Source organism: Paenibacillus brevis, from assembly GCF_018919145.1.
In the GTDB taxonomy this organism is placed as follows: domain Bacteria; phylum Bacillota; class Bacilli; order Paenibacillales; family Paenibacillaceae; genus Fontibacillus; species Fontibacillus brevis.
In genome coordinates, this window is sequence record NZ_JAHLQJ010000003.1 from 14368 (window position 1) to 32209 (window position 17842).

At 49.7% G+C, this 17842-nt stretch carries 19 protein-coding genes; 9 read left to right on the plus strand and 10 right to left on the minus strand.

Going from position 1 to position 17842, the window contains the following annotated elements:
* The first annotated feature begins 7 nt into the window (after nt 1-7).
* Both KQJ23_RS03930 and KQJ23_RS03935 read left to right on the plus strand, forming a co-directional pair.
* Nucleotides 8-1357 carry an ABC transporter substrate-binding protein gene (locus KQJ23_RS03930; protein WP_216477384.1) on the plus strand — a complete coding sequence of 450 codons (1350 nt, stop codon included), beginning with the start codon at nt 8-10 and terminating at the stop codon, nt 1355-1357.
* Nucleotides 1358-1373: 16 nt separating this feature from the next.
* A complete protein-coding gene (locus tag KQJ23_RS03935) occupies nt 1374-2981 on the plus strand; it encodes a response regulator (protein ID WP_216477385.1) in 1608 nt (535 codons plus the stop codon).
* Nucleotides 2982-3067: 86 nt separating this feature from the next.
* Here the strand turns inward: KQJ23_RS03935 and KQJ23_RS03940 are convergent, their stop codons facing one another.
* The 4 genes from KQJ23_RS03940 to KQJ23_RS03955 all read right to left on the minus strand — a co-directional run bounded on the left by KQJ23_RS03940 (nt 3068) and on the right by KQJ23_RS03955 (nt 6677).
* Nucleotides 3068-3325, minus strand: coding sequence for a GlsB/YeaQ/YmgE family stress response membrane protein (locus KQJ23_RS03940; RefSeq protein WP_216477652.1), 258 nt, complete (start codon nt 3323-3325; stop codon nt 3068-3070).
* 127 nt (nt 3326-3452) lie between these two features.
* On the minus strand, nt 3453-5231 hold the full coding sequence (locus KQJ23_RS03945; RefSeq protein WP_216477386.1) for a CotH kinase family protein: 1779 nt from the start codon (nt 5229-5231) through the stop codon (nt 3453-3455).
* Between the two features lie 21 nt (nt 5232-5252).
* Nucleotides 5253-5951, minus strand: a complete 699-nt coding sequence (locus KQJ23_RS03950; protein WP_216477387.1) for a DUF4956 domain-containing protein — start codon at nt 5949-5951, stop codon at nt 5253-5255.
* Nucleotides 5952-5954: 3 nt separating this feature from the next.
* On the minus strand, nt 5955-6677 hold the full coding sequence (locus tag KQJ23_RS03955; protein ID WP_346779340.1) for a polyphosphate polymerase domain-containing protein: 723 nt from the start codon (nt 6675-6677) through the stop codon (nt 5955-5957).
* A gap of 170 nt (nt 6678-6847) precedes the next feature.
* Between KQJ23_RS03955 and KQJ23_RS03960 the strand changes: the two genes are divergently transcribed.
* Nucleotides 6848-8119 (plus strand): purple acid phosphatase family protein, encoded by a 1272-nt coding sequence (locus KQJ23_RS03960; protein WP_216477388.1) that lies wholly within the window; start codon nt 6848-6850, stop codon nt 8117-8119.
* Between the two features lie 21 nt (nt 8120-8140).
* Here KQJ23_RS03960 and KQJ23_RS03965 read toward each other — a convergent pair whose 3' ends face one another.
* The 3 genes from KQJ23_RS03965 to KQJ23_RS03975 are packed head-to-tail and all read right to left on the minus strand — an operon-like array spanning nt 8141 to nt 10473.
* Nucleotides 8141-8290, minus strand: a complete 150-nt coding sequence (locus tag KQJ23_RS03965) for a hypothetical protein (protein ID WP_216477389.1) — start codon at nt 8288-8290, stop codon at nt 8141-8143.
* A 38-nt stretch (nt 8291-8328) separates the two neighbouring features.
* The gene (locus tag KQJ23_RS03970; RefSeq protein ID WP_216477390.1) at nt 8329-10116 is read right to left on the minus strand and encodes a SulP family inorganic anion transporter; all 1788 of its coding nucleotides are present in this window, start codon (nt 10114-10116) and stop codon (nt 8329-8331) included.
* A gap of 24 nt (nt 10117-10140) precedes the next feature.
* The gene (locus tag KQJ23_RS03975) at nt 10141-10473 is read right to left on the minus strand and encodes an ArsR/SmtB family transcription factor (RefSeq protein ID WP_216477391.1); all 333 of its coding nucleotides are present in this window, start codon (nt 10471-10473) and stop codon (nt 10141-10143) included.
* A gap of 220 nt (nt 10474-10693) precedes the next feature.
* On the opposite strand from KQJ23_RS03975, the gene KQJ23_RS03980 reads away from it, so the two are divergent.
* The 3 genes from KQJ23_RS03980 (at nt 10694) to KQJ23_RS03990 (ending at nt 12794) form a co-directional block, all read left to right on the plus strand.
* A complete protein-coding gene (locus KQJ23_RS03980) occupies nt 10694-11020 on the plus strand; it encodes an antibiotic biosynthesis monooxygenase (RefSeq protein WP_216477392.1) in 327 nt (108 codons plus the stop codon).
* Between the two features lie 161 nt (nt 11021-11181).
* A complete protein-coding gene (locus KQJ23_RS03985) occupies nt 11182-11949 on the plus strand; it encodes an exodeoxyribonuclease III (protein ID WP_216477393.1) in 768 nt (255 codons plus the stop codon).
* Nucleotides 11946-12794: a lipoate--protein ligase family protein gene (locus KQJ23_RS03990; protein WP_216477394.1), complete on the plus strand. Its 849-nt coding sequence runs from the start codon at nt 11946-11948 to the stop codon at nt 12792-12794. Before KQJ23_RS03985 ends, KQJ23_RS03990 begins: the two co-directional genes overlap by 4 nt.
* Nucleotides 12795-12832: 38 nt before the next feature.
* Here the strand turns inward: KQJ23_RS03990 and KQJ23_RS03995 are convergent, their stop codons facing one another.
* Both KQJ23_RS03995 and KQJ23_RS04000 read right to left on the minus strand, forming a co-directional pair.
* Nucleotides 12833-13870: a hypothetical protein gene (locus KQJ23_RS03995; protein ID WP_216477395.1), complete on the minus strand. Its 1038-nt coding sequence runs from the start codon at nt 13868-13870 to the stop codon at nt 12833-12835.
* Nucleotides 13871-13874: 4 nt separating this feature from the next.
* Entirely contained in the window at nt 13875-14219 is a 345-nt protein-coding gene (locus tag KQJ23_RS04000) for a PadR family transcriptional regulator (protein ID WP_216477396.1), read from the minus strand.
* 193 nt (nt 14220-14412) lie between these two features.
* Here KQJ23_RS04000 and KQJ23_RS04005 point away from each other — a divergent pair, with 193 nt between their 5' ends.
* The 3 genes from KQJ23_RS04005 (at nt 14413) to KQJ23_RS04015 (ending at nt 17172) form a co-directional block, all read left to right on the plus strand.
* Entirely contained in the window at nt 14413-14865 is a 453-nt protein-coding gene (locus KQJ23_RS04005) for a flavodoxin (protein ID WP_216477397.1), read from the plus strand.
* Between the two features lie 10 nt (nt 14866-14875).
* A complete protein-coding gene (locus KQJ23_RS04010) occupies nt 14876-15628 on the plus strand; it encodes a hypothetical protein (protein ID WP_216477398.1) in 753 nt (250 codons plus the stop codon).
* A gap of 131 nt (nt 15629-15759) precedes the next feature.
* Nucleotides 15760-17172, plus strand: coding sequence for a deoxyguanosinetriphosphate triphosphohydrolase family protein (locus KQJ23_RS04015; protein ID WP_216477399.1), 1413 nt, complete (start codon nt 15760-15762; stop codon nt 17170-17172).
* Nucleotides 17173-17256: 84 nt separating this feature from the next.
* On the opposite strand, the gene KQJ23_RS04020 is transcribed toward KQJ23_RS04015, so the two are convergent.
* Entirely contained in the window at nt 17257-17826 is a 570-nt protein-coding gene (locus KQJ23_RS04020) for a thymidine kinase (protein WP_216477400.1), read from the minus strand.
* Between the last annotated feature and the right edge of the window lie 16 nt (nt 17827-17842).

Genomic DNA, 17842 nt, shown 5'->3' on the forward strand with positions numbered 1-17842 from the left:
CAGCATCGTGAAAAAGTGGATTTTGAATTGGGGCTGGCTGGCCCTCTATGCAGTCGTATTAGGAATATCGGTCTGGATCATCACCTTGAATGGCCCGGAGCCCATTGAGGAGACACAGACAGAGAAGATTACACTGACCTTCCGGCACTTCTGGATTAAAGAGCATGACCGGAATATGCTGAACATCTTCGAGGATGTGGTCGACTCCTTCCAGCAGTCACATCCTAATATCAAGGTGAATTTTGAGGGCATGGATCAGACGGTGCACCGCGAGCAGAAGCTGAAGAGCGAGATGGTGACGGGGACACCGCCGGATATGTTTGTTCTATTCGCAGGTGCAGAAATTGAGCCCTATGTCCGTTCAAACCGCCTGATGGATTTAACGGATTACATGAATACAAACCAGATTGCAGGAAAATTTCGGAACCTGGACGCCTGGACCTATGACGGAAAAGTATACGGGCTGCCGATAGAAGGAAACGCTGAACCGCTCTTTTACAACCGGGACATCTTCGAGAAGCTGGGAATTGAACCGCCAAAGACGATTGCAGAGCTGGATGAAGCAGTACGAACACTTAAAGAGAACGGAATTATTCCGTTTGCGCTTGGGAATGAGGAGCGGTGGCCCGCAGCCATTTTCGCTCATTATTTAATGGACAGATATGCCGGTTCAAACCTGATTAACGAGCTGACCCGGGGAAATAGCACGGCGAGCTTCAATAACAGCGCTTATCTTCAAGCCTTGGTTCATTTTAAGGACTGGGTAATAGAGGGGGCATTCAGCGATCCTGCCAACGACCTGTCGACAGAGGATGCGATCGATCTGTTTACTTCAGGACGGGCGGCCATGTATTTGAACGGAAGCTGGGATATCAATTTGTTTCATTCCGCCTCGGGAGGGGAGGATTTCTCGGAACGGGTAGGCGTTATGTCATTTCCGACGGAAAAGCTGGGCCAACAAGCTGCTTTGGCGGGAGGCTATACGATAGGAATTGCACTATCAGCCAACCTGGAGGATGCTAAACGGGAAGCAGCGCTGGAATTGCTCCAGGCTTTTTATACAGAAGAAGTACAGAGACGCATCGTATATGAGGGACAGCGTATTCCCTCGATGGACATTACGTTTGATGCAGAGAAGACCGGGCCTGTGTTTGAACAGGTGCTTGGATTGATTGAGCAAAGCAACCATATCTTCTTGCCTTATGATAATGCTATGTCTCCGGAAGTCAGCCAGGCCTTCTTGAAGGTAATCGGAGAATTAATCACCGGCTCCGTATTACCTGCGGATGGGCTGGATGAGATCCAGTCAACCTCGGAGCAGTATTGGCAGCTTCGCGGCAGCTCGATATCCGACTAATCAGGAGGGGTGATGTATGGAGGGCGGAGAAGTAAAGTATCGCGTAATTCTGGTTGATGATGAGCCGATCATTCTGCGCAGTCTGAAGGTGGCTATTCCATGGGAAGAGATGAACCTTGAGATTGTGGGAGAGGCGCGAAATGGTGAAGAGGCGCTGCGGTTGGTTCGGGAGCATGCCCCGCATATGATTATCAGTGATATTCGCATGCCCGGTCTGGATGGAATCAGTCTGATGAAGGAAGTTATGGCCGAGAATGCCAAGAGGTTATTTATCTTTATCAGCGGCTATAGCGAGTTTGAGTATGCAAGGGAAGCGTTACGGGAAGGCGCATTCGATTATTTGCTGAAGCCGATCGACCATGATGAACTGATAGAAATGATACAGCGGGCAATCAAGAAGCTGAACAAGCAGGAAGAGAACGAGCATTTGCTGCACTCGGCACAGGTGCTGTCAGAGCTCGCGCGTGAGCGAATGTTCGCTGAGCTGATCGAAGAAGGCGAAGGCGGAAGCCATCTTCGCCATATGCAGTGGCTTGAAAGCGGGAAGCTGCAAGAAGGGTATTTCGTGGCGGTTGTTCAGCTTGACCATTATTTAAAGCTGGCAGATATGTGGCCGCCGCATGAGCGAAGATTATGGCTGTTTGCCATCCGCAATATTCTGAATGAATGGTCGCTCTCTCAGGGTGCGCTTACTGTGTTTCCATTTCACAGCGGAGAGTGGATTATTTTGTTCCCCGGGGGACTGCTCATGAACAGGGAGCAACTGGGGCAAGATTTAATCTCACAGATCAAGCTTCATACCAAGCTTCCTTGCTCCATTGGCTTCAGTCCGCTTGCAGCAGGGATAACACAGCTTGGAGAAGCTTATCAGCAAGCAGGCAAGGCGCTTTATCAAAGATTCTATCGTGATAGCGAGGGCGTCTTTGTAGAGGAACTGGGGAGATCGGGAGATCGGTCTGCGGACGCTGCCAAATATCCGAAGCATTTGGAGGAGCAGATGCTTGAATGCATCCGGACGCTGGATGATCAAAGGCTAATGAAACTGCTCGAAGAGACTAGGGGCTTCATTGAAGGTCATGCGGTTGCAAGGGAGTCCGCTCAGCGGATGCTGGTGGAATTGACGGTAGTCCTCTACAGGGAATTTGAACATATGAAGCTGCCCCTGGAATGGTCGCTGGAAGGCCTGCTTCAAGAATTGCATGCCTCTGAGACGCTGCCTGACATCATCGCTCTGCTCGGCCGTATCTTCGGTGAGGGCATCTCTGCCAGCAAATTATCAGAGCCGAAGGAGCAAATTCACCGGCTGATCGAAAAGACTCGCGAATATATTGCAAGTCATTATCACAAGGACTTGTCCATTGAAGAGGCTGCAGAATTTGCAGGGCTGAGCATCAGCCATTTCTGTCTGTTGTTCAAGCAAGAGACAGGATATACCTTCCTGGAGTATCTGACAGAATGCCGAATCGGCAAGGCGAAATATATTCTGAAGAATAGTCAGGTCAAAGTGTACCAGATCGCCCCGCTGGTGGGTTACCAGGATCCAAGATATTTCACTCAGGTATTCAAGAAGATGACAGGGATGACACCGAGCGAATATCGGGAGAGCCCAAGCGGGGATGAATAACTTGGTACAGATACCAACAAAAAGCCAGTGCCCGGGTTAAAAACCTAAGGGCACTGGCTTTGTCTAAATTCACGTTCAATTATGGATTAAGAACGTCCTCTTCGCATCGAGCCCATAATCAGACTCACGATAAAGACGAGAACAACGGCACCGATTAATGCCGGGATGAAATAGAAGTCTCCTATCACCGGTCCCCAGTTGCCCATAATCAGACTACCGAGCCAAGCTCCAATGAAGCCTGCAATTATGTTTCCGATTACGCCGCCGGGAATATCTCTACCCATAATAAGACCGGCCAGCCATCCGATGATACCGCCAATAATTAATGACCACAAGAAACCCATCATTTATCACCTCTTAAGTAATTAATTTTCTTGTCGTTTACTATTAACCAAAGGTGATGTTTTTAAACATGAGAGTAAGCTGATCGCACATTCCTGCGCGGTATCCATCAGGGTTAGGCGGTCTTCCTTACCATCTCTTTCTTTTGAAAAAGGCCACGAAACCAGCTGCTAATAGTAGGAAGAGAAGAGATGCTCCTGTTGCAATCGCTCCCTCTGTAGAAGCAGCTCCGCGGCGGGCGCCGTTCTCTTGCCCAAAGCCAAAGTCGAAGTTAAAATCTCCGCGTCCGCCCCCGCCCGGGAATCCTCCTTCGGGCATTTGCATCTGCTGTCCGTCTGCTCCTCCCTGAGGCATCTGAAAACCGTCTGCTCCGCCAAAGGCAGGCATGTCTCCGGAGGGGGCAACGCCATCCGGTGCTGTAAAGCCGCCGTCCGTTTGTCCGTTCCGGCCCGGAATTTGTCCCTCGGTCTGTCCGCTTGGAGCCTGACCCTGAGGCATTTGTCCGCCAAACGCAGGGAACTGTTCTCCCGCTTCTCCTTGAGACGTTGTTGTATTATTCTGCCCGCGATTGCGGTTCATGCCGCCCCCGCCAAAGCCGCCCATACCTCCACCGCTGCCGCTGCCATCACCGGCGGAAGGAAGTGTGCCGTCAAGCTGTTGGGAAATGTTATCCACCTGTGAAGCATTCGTAGCAATCAGGCTTGGCACGGCCGCTTGGAATTCCTCGTAACTATAGAACGCATTAGGATCCGCTTGCACGTAAGGCGAAATCATGGCTGCGAGCTCGTTTACTCTGGCTGTAAATATGTCATTGGATAGGTATCCGTCAACCGCCTCCTGAAGAATGGAGTGGTAGAGCTCCTTGTACTCCTGAACCTCCAGAAGCTTGGCCACAAGCGGCCGTTCAGCTACCGCCCCTTGTGTCGGCTCATCAATCAACAGACTGCTACCTCCGCCCATGGCCCCTCCCATGCCGCCAAAGGCCATATTGTAATCCCAGGGCAGAATGGAGAAGATTCCGTCGTCTTCATATAGGTAATAGTTTTGTTTATTTTGCCCGATGTAGCTGTCCATGTTGTTGGTTGCCACATTGAGCGCAATATATTTAAGCGATTCTTCAACATCAAGAACCTTCTCGTAATCACTGCCATTATTCAGCTCATTGATCATATCAATAAGAATGCCATCATTCGTCGTTTTAGACTTGAGCGCCAATCCGGTATAAGCTGAAGGGTCGTCGCCAAGCCAGGTCAGATCGCTGCCGCTGCCGGTCATCTCGCCTTTATACAGCGCGCCATAGGAATTGCCGAAGTGACGGTTCAAATATGCATCCCCGATCTGTTCGATGGCGAGATAGAAGCCCCACAATTCATCATTGATGTACACATTGACATAGGAATATTTAGGTGTGGGAAGACCCATCTGTTCGGCCAGCTCATACGTTAAAAATTCCCGTATGGAGGAAGCGTCGCTATAGTTGTTATTCAGATTGATTTTGCTGATTCCATCCAGGGTCTGGTCCACATACTCGTCGAACGACAGCTTGAAGCTGTATCGGTCGGAATCGGACATTTGCACGACGCTGCGCAGGGACAGGTTCCCTTTGGTACGGATTCCGATGTGCTCGAAATGCTGGCCATTGTACTCTACGGATGCCTCCTTGTATTCCTCGGCACTGGCATTATCGAGTATATCCTGGAAGTCCTCGCTGTCGATCGTGATTTTTATGTCTACGACCCTGTCTTTAGGGAAGACCTCCTCATCCAGCTTCTGCTCTGCCTTGGATACCGTTCCCTGACCCCCTGAATCCTGAATCGTGGCCGTAGTTGCCCCTCCGCAAGCGGTCATACCCAGGATCAGAAGCAGCGAGCAGCAGGACAGAAGCAGCTTGGAATATCTGCTCTTCATGGTAGGTACCTCCATCTGAGATTAGGATACATAATCGCCGTTATAGCTGATCAGAACCGCATTTTTCACGCCGCCAAGCTCACAAATTTGATTAACGAAGCGGCCTTCGCCGTCACGCAGGCGAACCTCTAGTGTCATTTCAATATTGTGCTGGGTTACATTTTTCTGCTTCACATTGTACCGCTTCACAAGCTGCTTCATCTGATTGTGAACAAGCTGCTCGCTCTCATCGCTGTCGCAATTAACGACGAGCAGGTAGGGAGCGTCTGCCGAAGTATTCTTGATGAACAGGAACAGGACAAGACCGACGACGGCCGATCCGATCGCGGCAAGCGAGTAGAATCCGGCGCCGGTTACAATCCCGGCCGCAGCGGCCCAGAACAGAAAGATCAGGTCGGTAGGGTCCTTAATCGGTGTTCTGAAGCGAACAATGGACAGGGCGCCTACCATCCCCAGTGACAGCACGAGGTTAGAGTTGACGGCAATAATCACTACTGCGGTAACCATAACCATCCCGATCAGAGAAACGTTGAAGCTTTTGGAATAGAGCACCCCGCTGAACACACGCTTGTACAGGATAAAGATGAATAATCCGATTAAAAAGGCAACGCACAGTGTGATAATGATATTGGAAATGCTAATATTCGATGAGAAATTTTCCAGGATCGAATTTTTGATAATATCGCTAAAGCTTGTCGAAGATGAATTCGCCGTTTGCATAAATTATTGATCCTCCCAATTATTATTTTTAAGATATTTACAGCAGATGACGTATTTGGATGCGGCTTGCTGGTGAAGACCCTCCATTTGCACGGCTGCCTTGATATATTCAGGCAAATACTCGTCGTATTTGACCTCCATAATGATGTGCTGTTCATCAAGGGCCGGTACGGGATTTAATGACTGATCGAAGAGATCCGTCGCATGCAGCCCGGTTCGAAGCTCCTTATCGAAGGTAATCCGGACATTGCCGTTCTCGCATACATAAGGCTCCCGCACATAATCGACGATGACTCTTGGACGAAGGAGATGCTGCTTCATTTCCAGGTACAGCTCCATGGCAAAGGGGTTGTCCGGTTGATGCAGAACCTCATAGTTTCCGTTTAAAATAGCTTCATACATGTCCCGGTCCAAGGGCTCCTTCAGCTTGGCGATGTAATCTCCGCATTTGATCTTTTTCTCAAAAAGAATCAGCCGGTCGCTGCGGTTATAAACGCGGATCCGGTATTTATGACGATCGCGGAAGCCGCCGAGCTTCTCGGAAAGTGCAGAATTCTCATAATCGTCGAAGTAGAGGCTGCGAATATGGTACTCGCCATTCGTGGAAGCATATTTATCCGGTCGAACCAGATTTTTAAGACGCTGGCGAATAATGAAGTATTGATGCCGATTGATCATAAACTTTAGCTCATGGCGAAACTTCAGGTTGTTGTATGCCGTGTTCACTAATACACCTCATTTCATTGGCGAAGTAACTGAACACATCCTAGCAGGCTTTGCTGATTATAGACTTAACGGAAACTGAATATAGCCTGAATGTTTTTACATTCGCTTGACATATGGAAGTATCTAGTAAAAAATGCTGTGTATGAGCCTGATGAACAGGAGGAAATAGAATGAATGATGGAATCGGCCTGAAGCTCGGCTGGGCGGCACTATGTATATTCCTCGCGGCTGCTCTGGTTCTGTTTTTGTTGCAGTACAAGCCGGGCAATACCGGAGCGGGACGCGGGGAGCAGACTGACCGGGACACGGCAAGTCTAAATGTAAAATCGGTGGTAACCACATTTCGGGGAGATCCGCGCACCTCAAGAGCCTTTACCTGGTATTCCGAGACGAAGACCGCAGGCATTCTTCAAGTGGCCCGAGGGAATGCGCCGGATGCTTTCGACAGTGAAAAGACCGTGATTTACGAGGCTCAGACTACGATCGTGAATACGAAGAAATACGGCAAGCAATATTCACACAAGGTTGAGGTGACCGGTCTGGAGCCGGGATCGGAATACATATACCGGATTGGAGAAGGAAAAGAGGGCGAATGGAGAAATGCGGTAGTATTTAGGACAGAAGGAGTGGAAGAGGAGACATTCACTTTCCTGAATGTAACGGATTCGCAAGGCATGAATAAGGAGGATTTTGTCGTGTGGGGACGCACGCTTGATAGCGCTATTGCACAATTTCCCGATGCGTCCTGGATTTTGCATAATGGAGATTTAACCGAGGATCCGACAGATGAGAAGGCGTGGGATTACTTCTTTAGTATCCCGTCGGACTGGCTAAGCCGGCTTCCGTTGATGCCTGTGACGGGCAATCATGATGAGATTGATGGTGAATCAGACCGATTTACAGCTCATTTCTACGTTCCCGATAACGGGGAGCAGAATTCTAATCCCGGCACGACCTATTCATTTGACTACGGCCACGCCCATATTGTCGTCTTGAATACCGAATCCAATCTCAAGCAGCAGGCAGCATGGCTTAAGCAAGACCTGGAGAACACGGATCAGACCTGGCTGATCGCAGCGATTCACCGCCCGGCTTACGGGGGGAACATGTACAAAAAGCTGGATGACTGGATAGCCGTATTTGATGAATATGGGGTCGACCTCGTCCTTCAAGGGCATAATCACGAGTATTCCCGGTCATTCTCTCTTCGGGGCGGGGAAATCGTGCAGCCGGAAGAAGGCACGGTCTACGTTACGACCAATGCCTCCGGCCGAAAATTCAACGAGAAGAAAGAGGATCAATTCTATCATGCGGTCCATTTTCAGAACGGGCAGCCGATGTATGCGGGCATTACGGTCAGTGAAGATACCTTGACCTATCGAGCCTTTGATATTGACGGCAAGCTGCAGGATGGATTTGTACTGGAGAACCGGAAGAAATAAGGTCTTGGCAAGAATGGATTCTTATCGCTTGGCAGGGCGCTTCGGTGCCGGCTCTTTAGCAGCAATAGCAGACAGAATGGCAATAGCACGGCCAGAATTGCCAATCCCCACAGCATATCGCTCCCTGGATACATCGATATGGGCATCAAAAAACTGAAGCACAAGCTGCATCACATGCTCACTCCTCTAATTCGCGGTCTTTACGGCGGTTAATCCTTAAGCACTGTACGTGTCATTCGGCTGGCGGGCTTTGCGGTTGGTGACGGATAAGCCGCTTCCCGGGGGTTAACTCCGCAGAGCTCGGCGCACTCGCGAAAGGCAAAATGCCGGCAGCCAAGACAATGGTCTTTGTTCAGATTCGAGAGCGCCGCATTGATCGCTTCTCCGGTATGCTCGAATAGATGCTCCTCACCGATAAGCTGAAGTCCGCCTGTCTTGGTGAGCAGCCTTCTTGGCTGCGCCCGGAGCGAGGTGACATGAACCGTTACCCCTAAGTGCTGAAGCCGCTTGATCAGATCCATCAGGTGAGCTTCTCCGGTTGTATCCATGAAGGGGACGTTGCGCATTCGCAAAATAACCGACTTCAGCTGATGTCCGCTCTCGATCCAGTCGGAGAAGGCGGCGAAGCTCTGAGAGGCGCCAAAGAAGAGAGGTCCCTCTACTGTGAAAATAGAGCACTGCGGACAGTCATGTTCTGCGGATACGATGTCTGCGGATACCTTCGCTTTGCTGGACGAGAAGTCAGGCAGCACCTTGCGGACCGTCAGCATCTCGCTCATCCGCTTGATGAAGAGGAGAACGGCAACAATCAATCCGACCTCTACGGCTATGGTTAAAGTTGTAAACACGGTGAGCAGGAAAGTCAGCACCAGCACGATACTGTCGCTTGTCCGTGCCTTGACGAGCGCGGCAAATGCTTTGCGCTCACTCATGTTCCAGGCGACCATCATCAGAATCGGAGCCATGCTGGCAAGCGGAATTGCTGAGGCATACGGGGCAAACAATATGACGATAAGAAGTACAAAGAAGCCATGAATGATGCCTGACATCGGGGATACCGCACCATTTTTAATGTTCGTAGCCGTGCGTGCAATCGCTCCTGTCGCGGGAATCCCCCCGAAAAATGGAGTAACTATGTTGGCAATTCCCTGACCGATCAATTCACGATTGCTGTTATGACGAGAGCCGCCCATACCGTCTGCCACAACAGCAGAGAGCAGGGATTCGATACTGCCGAGAAGCGCGATGACGAGCGCAGGCTGTATCATTGCCGTTATTCGATCCCAGGATAGATCAAGGCCATGAATGTTTGGTAGGCTGGCGGGAATAGCACCATAGGCAGACCCGATCGTGGCAACTTTGTCAGGGAACAACCAGACGGCAACCAGTGTGGACAGAATAATACCCACCAGAGAGCCCGGCACCTTGGGCAGTACCCTTGGCGTTACAATCAGGGCAGCAAGACAGATGGACGCAATCAGGATGCTGTAAATATTCAGTGAAGGCAAGCGAAGCACGATTTCTTTCATGCTATCGTAGAAGTACTCGTGCCGCTCCATATTTTGAAGCCCAAGAAAGCTGGCTATTTGTCCGCTGAAGATTGTCACAGCAATTCCTGCGGTAAATCCGATCGTAACCGGCCTGGGAATAAACTTGATTAATGCCCCGAGCTTAAACACACCCATTAGCACCAGAATGATGCCTCCGAGGAATCCGGCAATCAGCAGATTTTCATACCCATACTGCATAACGATAGCAAGGAGAATCGGGATAAATGCTCCGGTAGGCCCCCCAATCTGGAATCGGGAGCCTCCTAGCAGCGAGATCAGAATCCCCGCGATAATTGTCGTGTACAACCCGTATTCGGGCTTCACTCCCGAAGCAATGGCAAAAGCCATGCCGAGCGGGATTGCTACAATACCTACGATACATCCTGCAACAATATCCTTACGAAATGCTTCCTTCGAGTAACCGTTAAATCTCCCCGACCACTTCATCCAATAACCCTTCTTTTCTAATTATTAGCTCTTCCGAATACCTTTTAATAGTGAGATAGACTCTACAAGATGATTATCAAAAATCTGCCGCGCCACGGCGAGCAAGTCTTTGATTAACGGATCCCGCAATGAATATACGACGGTTGTACCTTCTTTTACGGTGTTGACCAGATTCTTCGCACGCAGTACAGATAGTTGCTGGGATACAGCGGAACCCTCAGAGCCAAGAATCGCCTGAAGCTCGTTCACGCTCTTTTCCCCGTCACATAGCACCTCCAGAATCCGGATTCGCATCGGATGGGCAAGTGCTTTGAAAAATTCGGCTTTAAACTGCTGCAAGTTTGTATGATCTTCCATATCAGACCTCCTAGCATTCAAAAATTCAAATATTCAAAGATTTGAATATTCAATACGAATAAGATCATACCATATCGAGGGATGTCCGGTACAGCTAAAAAACACACATTCCTCTTAATTGACAATGATAATTATTATCAATAAAATAGATAGATATAGTTGAAAGACTCCCATCCATATGGAGACATTCACAGATCGAAAGTTAAGGAGGCAGATATACATGTTTATCATGACAAGAACAATGACCATAGAGGCAGGCAATAGCGACAAGGTTCTGGAGCGCTTCAGCTCAGATATGGCAGTAGATACCATGGATGGCTTAATTGATCGGATCGTCATGGTCAATACCAAGAGCAAGGAGCATGAAGAAGTCGTTATGATCATCCGCTGGGAGTCGAAGGAAGCCTGGAAGAATTGGGAGAAGAGCGATGTTCATATCCAGGGACACCGGGAAAAGCGGGGACAGCAGCCCCCAGCTTATATTATCAGCACAGATGTCAAAACCTACGATGTTCATGCTGTGAAGAAGGGAAAAGCTTCTGTTTAAGCGTAGTGAATGCGCCGCTTTAAGCATACGGAATGCGCCAATACCGCCGAGGTATTGGCGTTTTTGCTTTATAAGGAACGATATAGGAAATAGGCCGGCCTGTTGACAGACTTTTTTCATAAAAGGTAGACTTTTAGCAAGGGAAGAGGAGGCGTAATGCTATGAAACTAATTTCATGGAATGTAAATGGGCTGAGAGCCTGTGTCAATAAAGGATTCAATGACTTCTTTGCCGGAGAGGCTGCCGATATTGTCTGTCTGCAGGAGACGAAGCTTCAAGATGGGCAAATTTGTATGGAGATCGGCGAGGAATATGAGCAGTACTGGAACTATGCGGAGAAAAAGGGTTACTCCGGAACCGCGGTCTTCACGCGGCTCAAACCGCTTAGCGTCCGGTACGGAATAGAGGAGGACTCCGAGCCGGAGGGGAGAGTGCTCACCCTGGAATTTGAACAATTTTTCCTGGTAAATGTCTATACGCCAAATGCCAAGCGCGATTTATCAAGGCTGGCGTACCGCATGGAGTGGGAGGACCGCTTTCGTGCCTACTTGCAGGGACTGGATTCAGTGAAGCCCGTGATCGTCTGCGGAGACTTGAATGTGGCGCACCGGGAGATTGATTTGAAGAATCCGAAGCCGAACATCGGAAATGCCGGATTTACCGATGAGGAGCGGGGGAAAATGACAGAGCTGTTGGAAGCGGGCTTTATCGATACCTTCCGCTATTTTTATCCCGACCGGGAAAATATGTACAGCTGGTGGTCGTACATGCCGAAGGTACGTGAGCGGAATGTGGGATGGCGGATTGATTATTTTCTGACATCTGAGCGCCTGGCTCCACAGCTTGAGGATGCACAGATTTCTTGTGAAGTCATGGGCAGCGACCACTGTCCGGTGGTGCTTTATCTGAAGGAAGGCAGCGTCGCTTGATCCGGCCGGTTCTGATACTGGATCGAACCCATGCTGCCTTGGAAGGCGACGTGCTTGAGCATTTCGCATTGGACGAGCTGTTATGCAGGCATACTGGAGAGGGAGGGCCGGCGGTTTGCCATTTGTGGAGACATGCCGGCTCCTTTGTCATGGGCTCGCGTGACAGCCGACTTCCCCAGACCGGTACCGCAGTAAGGGCTCTGCATGCCAGCGGGATCGATGCCGTCGTAAGACATTCCGGCGGGGCGGCGGTTCCATTGGATGCCGGTGTGATCAATGTTTCTCTGATTCTTCCTATTCCGGAGTGCATCCATCGACAAGATTTTCGACAGGATTTTCAAATGATGGTCAGCTTGATTCAAAGGGCTGTGGTGCAGGCATGCAGAGCGGCTGGCGTGGAGGAGGCAGAGGTGGCAGCGGGTGAGATTGAGGGGGCATTCTGTCCGGGAGACTATGATTTAAGTGTCGGAGGACGCAAGTTTTGCGGAATAGCCCAGCGCAGGCAGCGTAAGGCTTTTATCATTCAGGCATTCGTCATTGTAGAAGGCTCTGGAAGTGCAAGGGCGAGACTGGTTCGATCCTTTTATGACACGGCAGCCGCAGGTGCTGATCCGGGACAATATCCCCTTGTCATCCCTGAATTTACAGCAAGCCTTGAGGAATTGACCGGTATAGGAAGTGGGAAAGCGTCCATTGCCCGATTTATCGAAGGTGTGAAGCATGTCATTCGTGCTGAGGATGCCGAGCAGGTTATGAACCCGGACGCTGTGGAGCTAATCTTAGCCGATAAGACCAGAATTAATGAAACTGCCGCCAAGCTAAGGCAGCGATATGAGCTACCCTAGTCTGACGGCAGAAGGATCTTAGCTTTTCATTTCCAGCATTAGGGGATGTTAATGGTGATCGGGCCAGCCTTTTTAAGGCGAAGCCATTTGAAAACTTCCGAACCGATATCAATCAGTGTGATCAAAATAATGAGATAAATCAGGTTTCCGGTGACCGTCTCCCAGATTCGGCTAACAGGCTCGAAGAACTCATTGCCTGCTTCAATGAATATGCCAGTTGCCTGCAGTTGTTCCATAAAGGCAGGATTCCAGAAGCCAGGCTCTGACAGCAAGAATCCGGCAAAAATGACGCCTGCTACGCTGAATATAATATGGTATGCGAGCAGTCCTGCCGTCCGTTGACGAACCAGCATTTTATAGATTTCTTTTCCAACGCCTGCAACACCGAAAGCGACGATGAATGGCCAGAAGCGGTATAGAACATCAAAGTTGATAAAGGGTACGATGCTCAATTCGCCGCTCGCCGTCGTATAAATGGCAAGGAGCTCAGCACCGCTTAGCAAGACAATGGTGAAGAGAACCGTGAAAATAATTCCCGCAATCGGTTCGCTCAGCTTGATCTCGGCACGGGAGTCGGGAATCGGAGGCAGGTCGGAAGGCCGCCATGACATTGAACCGTACTCGCTAGGCGTCTTTTTGCGGATTCCGTATTCGATCATCGCGAACACCACAGTTACCCAGACAAAGCCTTGAGAAGCCGCACTGACGATAGAAGTAATGTAGCTTGTAAACTGATCTGTAATCTCGTTCGGCCGAAGCGCGGTCTCAACCACAAAAATAACCGATAAAGATGCGATAACAGCGATCATTACAACTTTGATGACAGAAAGATAAGATTCGAACAATTGCGGACCTACCAAATAGCGTTCATGCCCCCGGTATTTAGCCGCCATGGCAGCGGGGTGGCCTAAATGCAACAACACTTGCTCGGCCTCTTCGGGAGTGGGAACCGGACCAGCGGCTTGTTCCTCCAGCATATCTTCAATCAGACCATGGAGCTCCTTGCGAATATCCTCCCGCATACCCTCAGGCAACCTGCGGATCACCGCATGCACATAACGATCAATAACCTCCATACATTCATGCCTCCTCTGAATTCATTATTTTTGTCATGGCTTCATTAAGCGCCTTCCATTCCAAGCAAAGTCCCGCATATACCTCGCGTCCAAATGGAGTAATCACATAGTACTTGCGGGGGCGCGCTTCATTCGTGTCCCAACTGCTTGCCAGCAGCTCCTGCTTCTCCAGTCTTCTAAGCAGCGGGTACAGCGTTCCGGGATCGACAGGGATTCCCTTGTCTTCAAGTACTGTTACTAGCGAATATCCATATTGCGCTTCCTCCAGTTGGCTTAGTACACCGATGATGATTGTACCTCTCCGCAGTTCGCTCAGTATTGTCTGTATAGTTTCAGCTACATCAGCCATATGATCAACTCCTTGATTCCACTATACTGTATGACACACACTATTGTAAATAGACCAATAATATATTTCCGATAATAAAAACAAGTACTCAAAACCCAATATTGACAATGATAATCATTATCAATTATAATGCGGATGTTGATTCCACATCGCTTAGGTCGATAGTGATTAAGAATAACGAGGGATGAGAGAGATGAGCAGAGTACTGATTGTATATGCGAGCCTGACGGGGAATACTGAAGAGATGGCCGAATTAATTGCGGAAGGAATCCGTGCTGCGGGTTCTTCGGCAGATTTGAAGGAAGTAGAGCAATGCAGTGCTTCAGAACTGATGCGCTATGAAGGTGTCCTTCTGGGGGCCTACACATGGGGAGACGGAGAGCTCCCGGATGAATTTGAGGATTTCATCGATGAGATGGAGGAATTGGAGCTTGAGGGCAGGAAGGCGGCTGTATTCGGAAGCGGGGATACGACCTATCGCCTTTACTGCGGCGCTGTTGATGTCCTGGAAGAGAAGCTGCGGGAGTTCGGCGCTGTTGTGGAGCAAGAAGGATTAAAGGTGGAGTATGGACCCAATGCAGAAGAGAAGCAATTGTGCAAGGAATTCGGTGCACGTTTTGCCCAAAGCCTGCTTGGCGCCTCCTGATTCTTCAATGATGAGAAGAGTAGTGGATTATGAGCTTGAGGCATGGATTAGAGCACAGACCGGGCAAGGCTGTGCATGCTCATGTGCTTGGAAGGGCTCGGGTCAAAGACAAGGCCAAGGACAGCCCCATTTCTCCTGGAGACAGCAGGTTCAATACGCAGTGGGGCATACCGTCAATGACTATTTGGAGCTTACTCCGGAGGTACGGGCGCACACACCCATTCAATATTTGCTGAATCGGCGCTGGCCGCGAAGCCGCCACTTGTTCGACGACCCGCTCCATTATTGGGAGATCTATCATCGAATGACGGACCAGCTGACTCACAGCCTGTCTCCGCATCTAGAGGATTACCCGACAGCGCTGTATGAGCAATGGGAGACTCGATTCACTGAAATGGAAAGCCTATCGATGATTTTTCAGGCGGTTTGGAAACAGCAGGATTCACAATCCGCCAAGGAACAGATCACCGTTCAGAAATGGCTGGTGGAGGAGAATGATTGGCTGGCGGAAGCATTTGTTCATATGACCACCGTATTTTGGTTCAGCGCCTTCGGTCAATTGCCTGATGTAATCGAGATTTTTGCATTAATGGAAGGACGCAGAATGGTTGTGACTCGAGCTGAACTGGAACTTCAGCAGTCACTCGATTATGTACGTCTGTTGAATCATGTCTTTGAGGAAAGTTCCGCGCGCACGGACAATCGTCTCGAAACGGGCTATACAGATATGATGCGGGGAGAGTCTGCGGAAATTTTAAATTGAGGCGGATGATTTTTTGAATTGCCTCTTTAAGTTCATGGCTTGCAGGGCTACAATAACATAAAAGTGCGTGTTCAAAAAGATGACTTTTTGAACAACCTCAAAAAGCGCTGTGTTATGAAGGAGTAAGGCTAATGAACTTACAGACATTAAGACATCACCGGCAGCATCCGGATAACATTGGACAGGAGACTGCCCGTTCAACCTATGACCGCGATTATTCGCGGTTAATTCATTCCCCCACCTTCCGCCGGCTTCAAGGAAAGTCTCAGGTATTCGGGGCAGGGACCGGTGATTACTACCGGACCCGGCTAACCCATTCCCTGGAGGTGGCGCAGATTGCCCGGGAGGCGGCTCGAAGCTTGCTGCGGGCCTATCCGCAGGTTGCGATTGAACAGGCGGAGCATCCCGGGCTCGTTATTGATCCTGAAGTGGTGGAATGTGCGGCGATATGCCATGACTTCGGGCATCCTCCCTTTGGTCATAAGGGAGAGGAAGTGCTCGGGCAGATCCTTGACAATCTGATCGAGCGCAAGGCGCAAGAGGCCATGTCAGGTAGAGATAATCTATCGCCGGATGTGCAGCAAGAGCTGTATGATGCTATGCGGCGGAAGTACGAGCATTTTGAAGGGAATGCCCATAACTTTCGGTTGATGATGTTTCTTGAGAAAAGGGAAAACATAGACGGACTCAACCTGTCGGATGCGGTTCTGCTTGGAACGAACAAGTACCCCTACCCCGGAACCCTCAACAAAAAGGGACTCTATCGTCATGAATGGCAATATATATCACAGATCCGGGAACGATGGGGAATGCCGGAAGGCAAAAAGACGTTTGAGGCGCAATTAATGGATTTGTGCGATGATATCGCTTATTCGGCGCATGATCTGGAGGACGGAATCAAAGCGGGAAAAATTGAAGTACATGAGCATTTCCTGTTTGATTCCCACATTCAGCGGCTCATTGTCGAGAAAATTACGACGCTGGATGATTTTTTCTGGGAGGGCTGGATGCCCGAGCAGATTGAGATCAAGGTCATGCAGGTGTTGAACCTGTTCCTCGACGTATGGAATGCAAAGATGCCGATATGCGATCACGATTACTCCAGAACCCGTAGAGAGGTAAAGGCCCATTGGGTCAGCCTGTTTGTCGGCAGCCTTGGGGTGGTCGAGGAGGAGAATTGGCAGAAGGTTACGTTCGTCAAGGAAGGCCGGGAAGACGAGGATATGCTGCGGACGGTCAGTGTGCTGAAAAGCTTCGCTTGGGTGACGATGATCCGGGATTTGCGTGTGCAGCGGCTTCAGAAGCGCTCCTCCTGGGTCATCAAGCGGCTCTGGGACGCCTTTGTCGACCCGGTTACCTCCAAATCCATTATTCCCGGAGACTGGCTGCGCAGGTTCGACCAAGATCAGAAGAAGTCCGATCCGATCTGGACCTGGGAGCATATGATTATTGATTATATTGCCGGAATGACTGATGCTTACGCGGAGAAAATATATAATGAGCTCTATGGACTCAAGGTAGGGACGATTTACGACATGGATTAAGTTAAGCCAATACATTAAAAGGGGCGCCGAGTCATCAATATTGATGATTCGGCGCCCCTTTTGATGCGGGCTGCTACGTTCTAGCTATAGCGGCGGATTGGCATGACATTTGCGGCAGACCGGATAGTAGGATTCATTTCCGCCGATCTGAATTTGCTCGCCTGTATAGACAGGCTTGCCGTTTTCCACGCGCAGATTCATCGTCGCCTTTCGGGCACAGAACCAGCAGATGGTTTTCATTTCCTCAATTTTATCGGCATAAATGAGCAGTTGGCGGCTGCCCTCGAACAATTGATTCTGGAAATCATTCTTCAAGCCGAAGGCCATCACCGGGATGTCCAGCTCATCGACAATCCGGACCAACTGCCGGATGCTCGATTCCCCGAGGAATTGACATTCATCGATCAGAATGCAATACAGCTTCGGGGTATGATCGCGAACGATGGCGAAGATGTCGGTATCCTCATAGATCGGAATCGCATGCCGGCGAAGGCCGATCCGGGAAGAGACATATCCAATCTCATCGCGGTTGTCTACAGCGGAGGTGAAGATAAGGACAGGCTTATTCTGTTCTTCGTAATTATGGGCAACCTTGAGAATCTCGATAGATTTCCCGCTGTTCATTGCTCCGTATTTATAAAACAATTGTGCCAATTCGGGACGTTCCTCT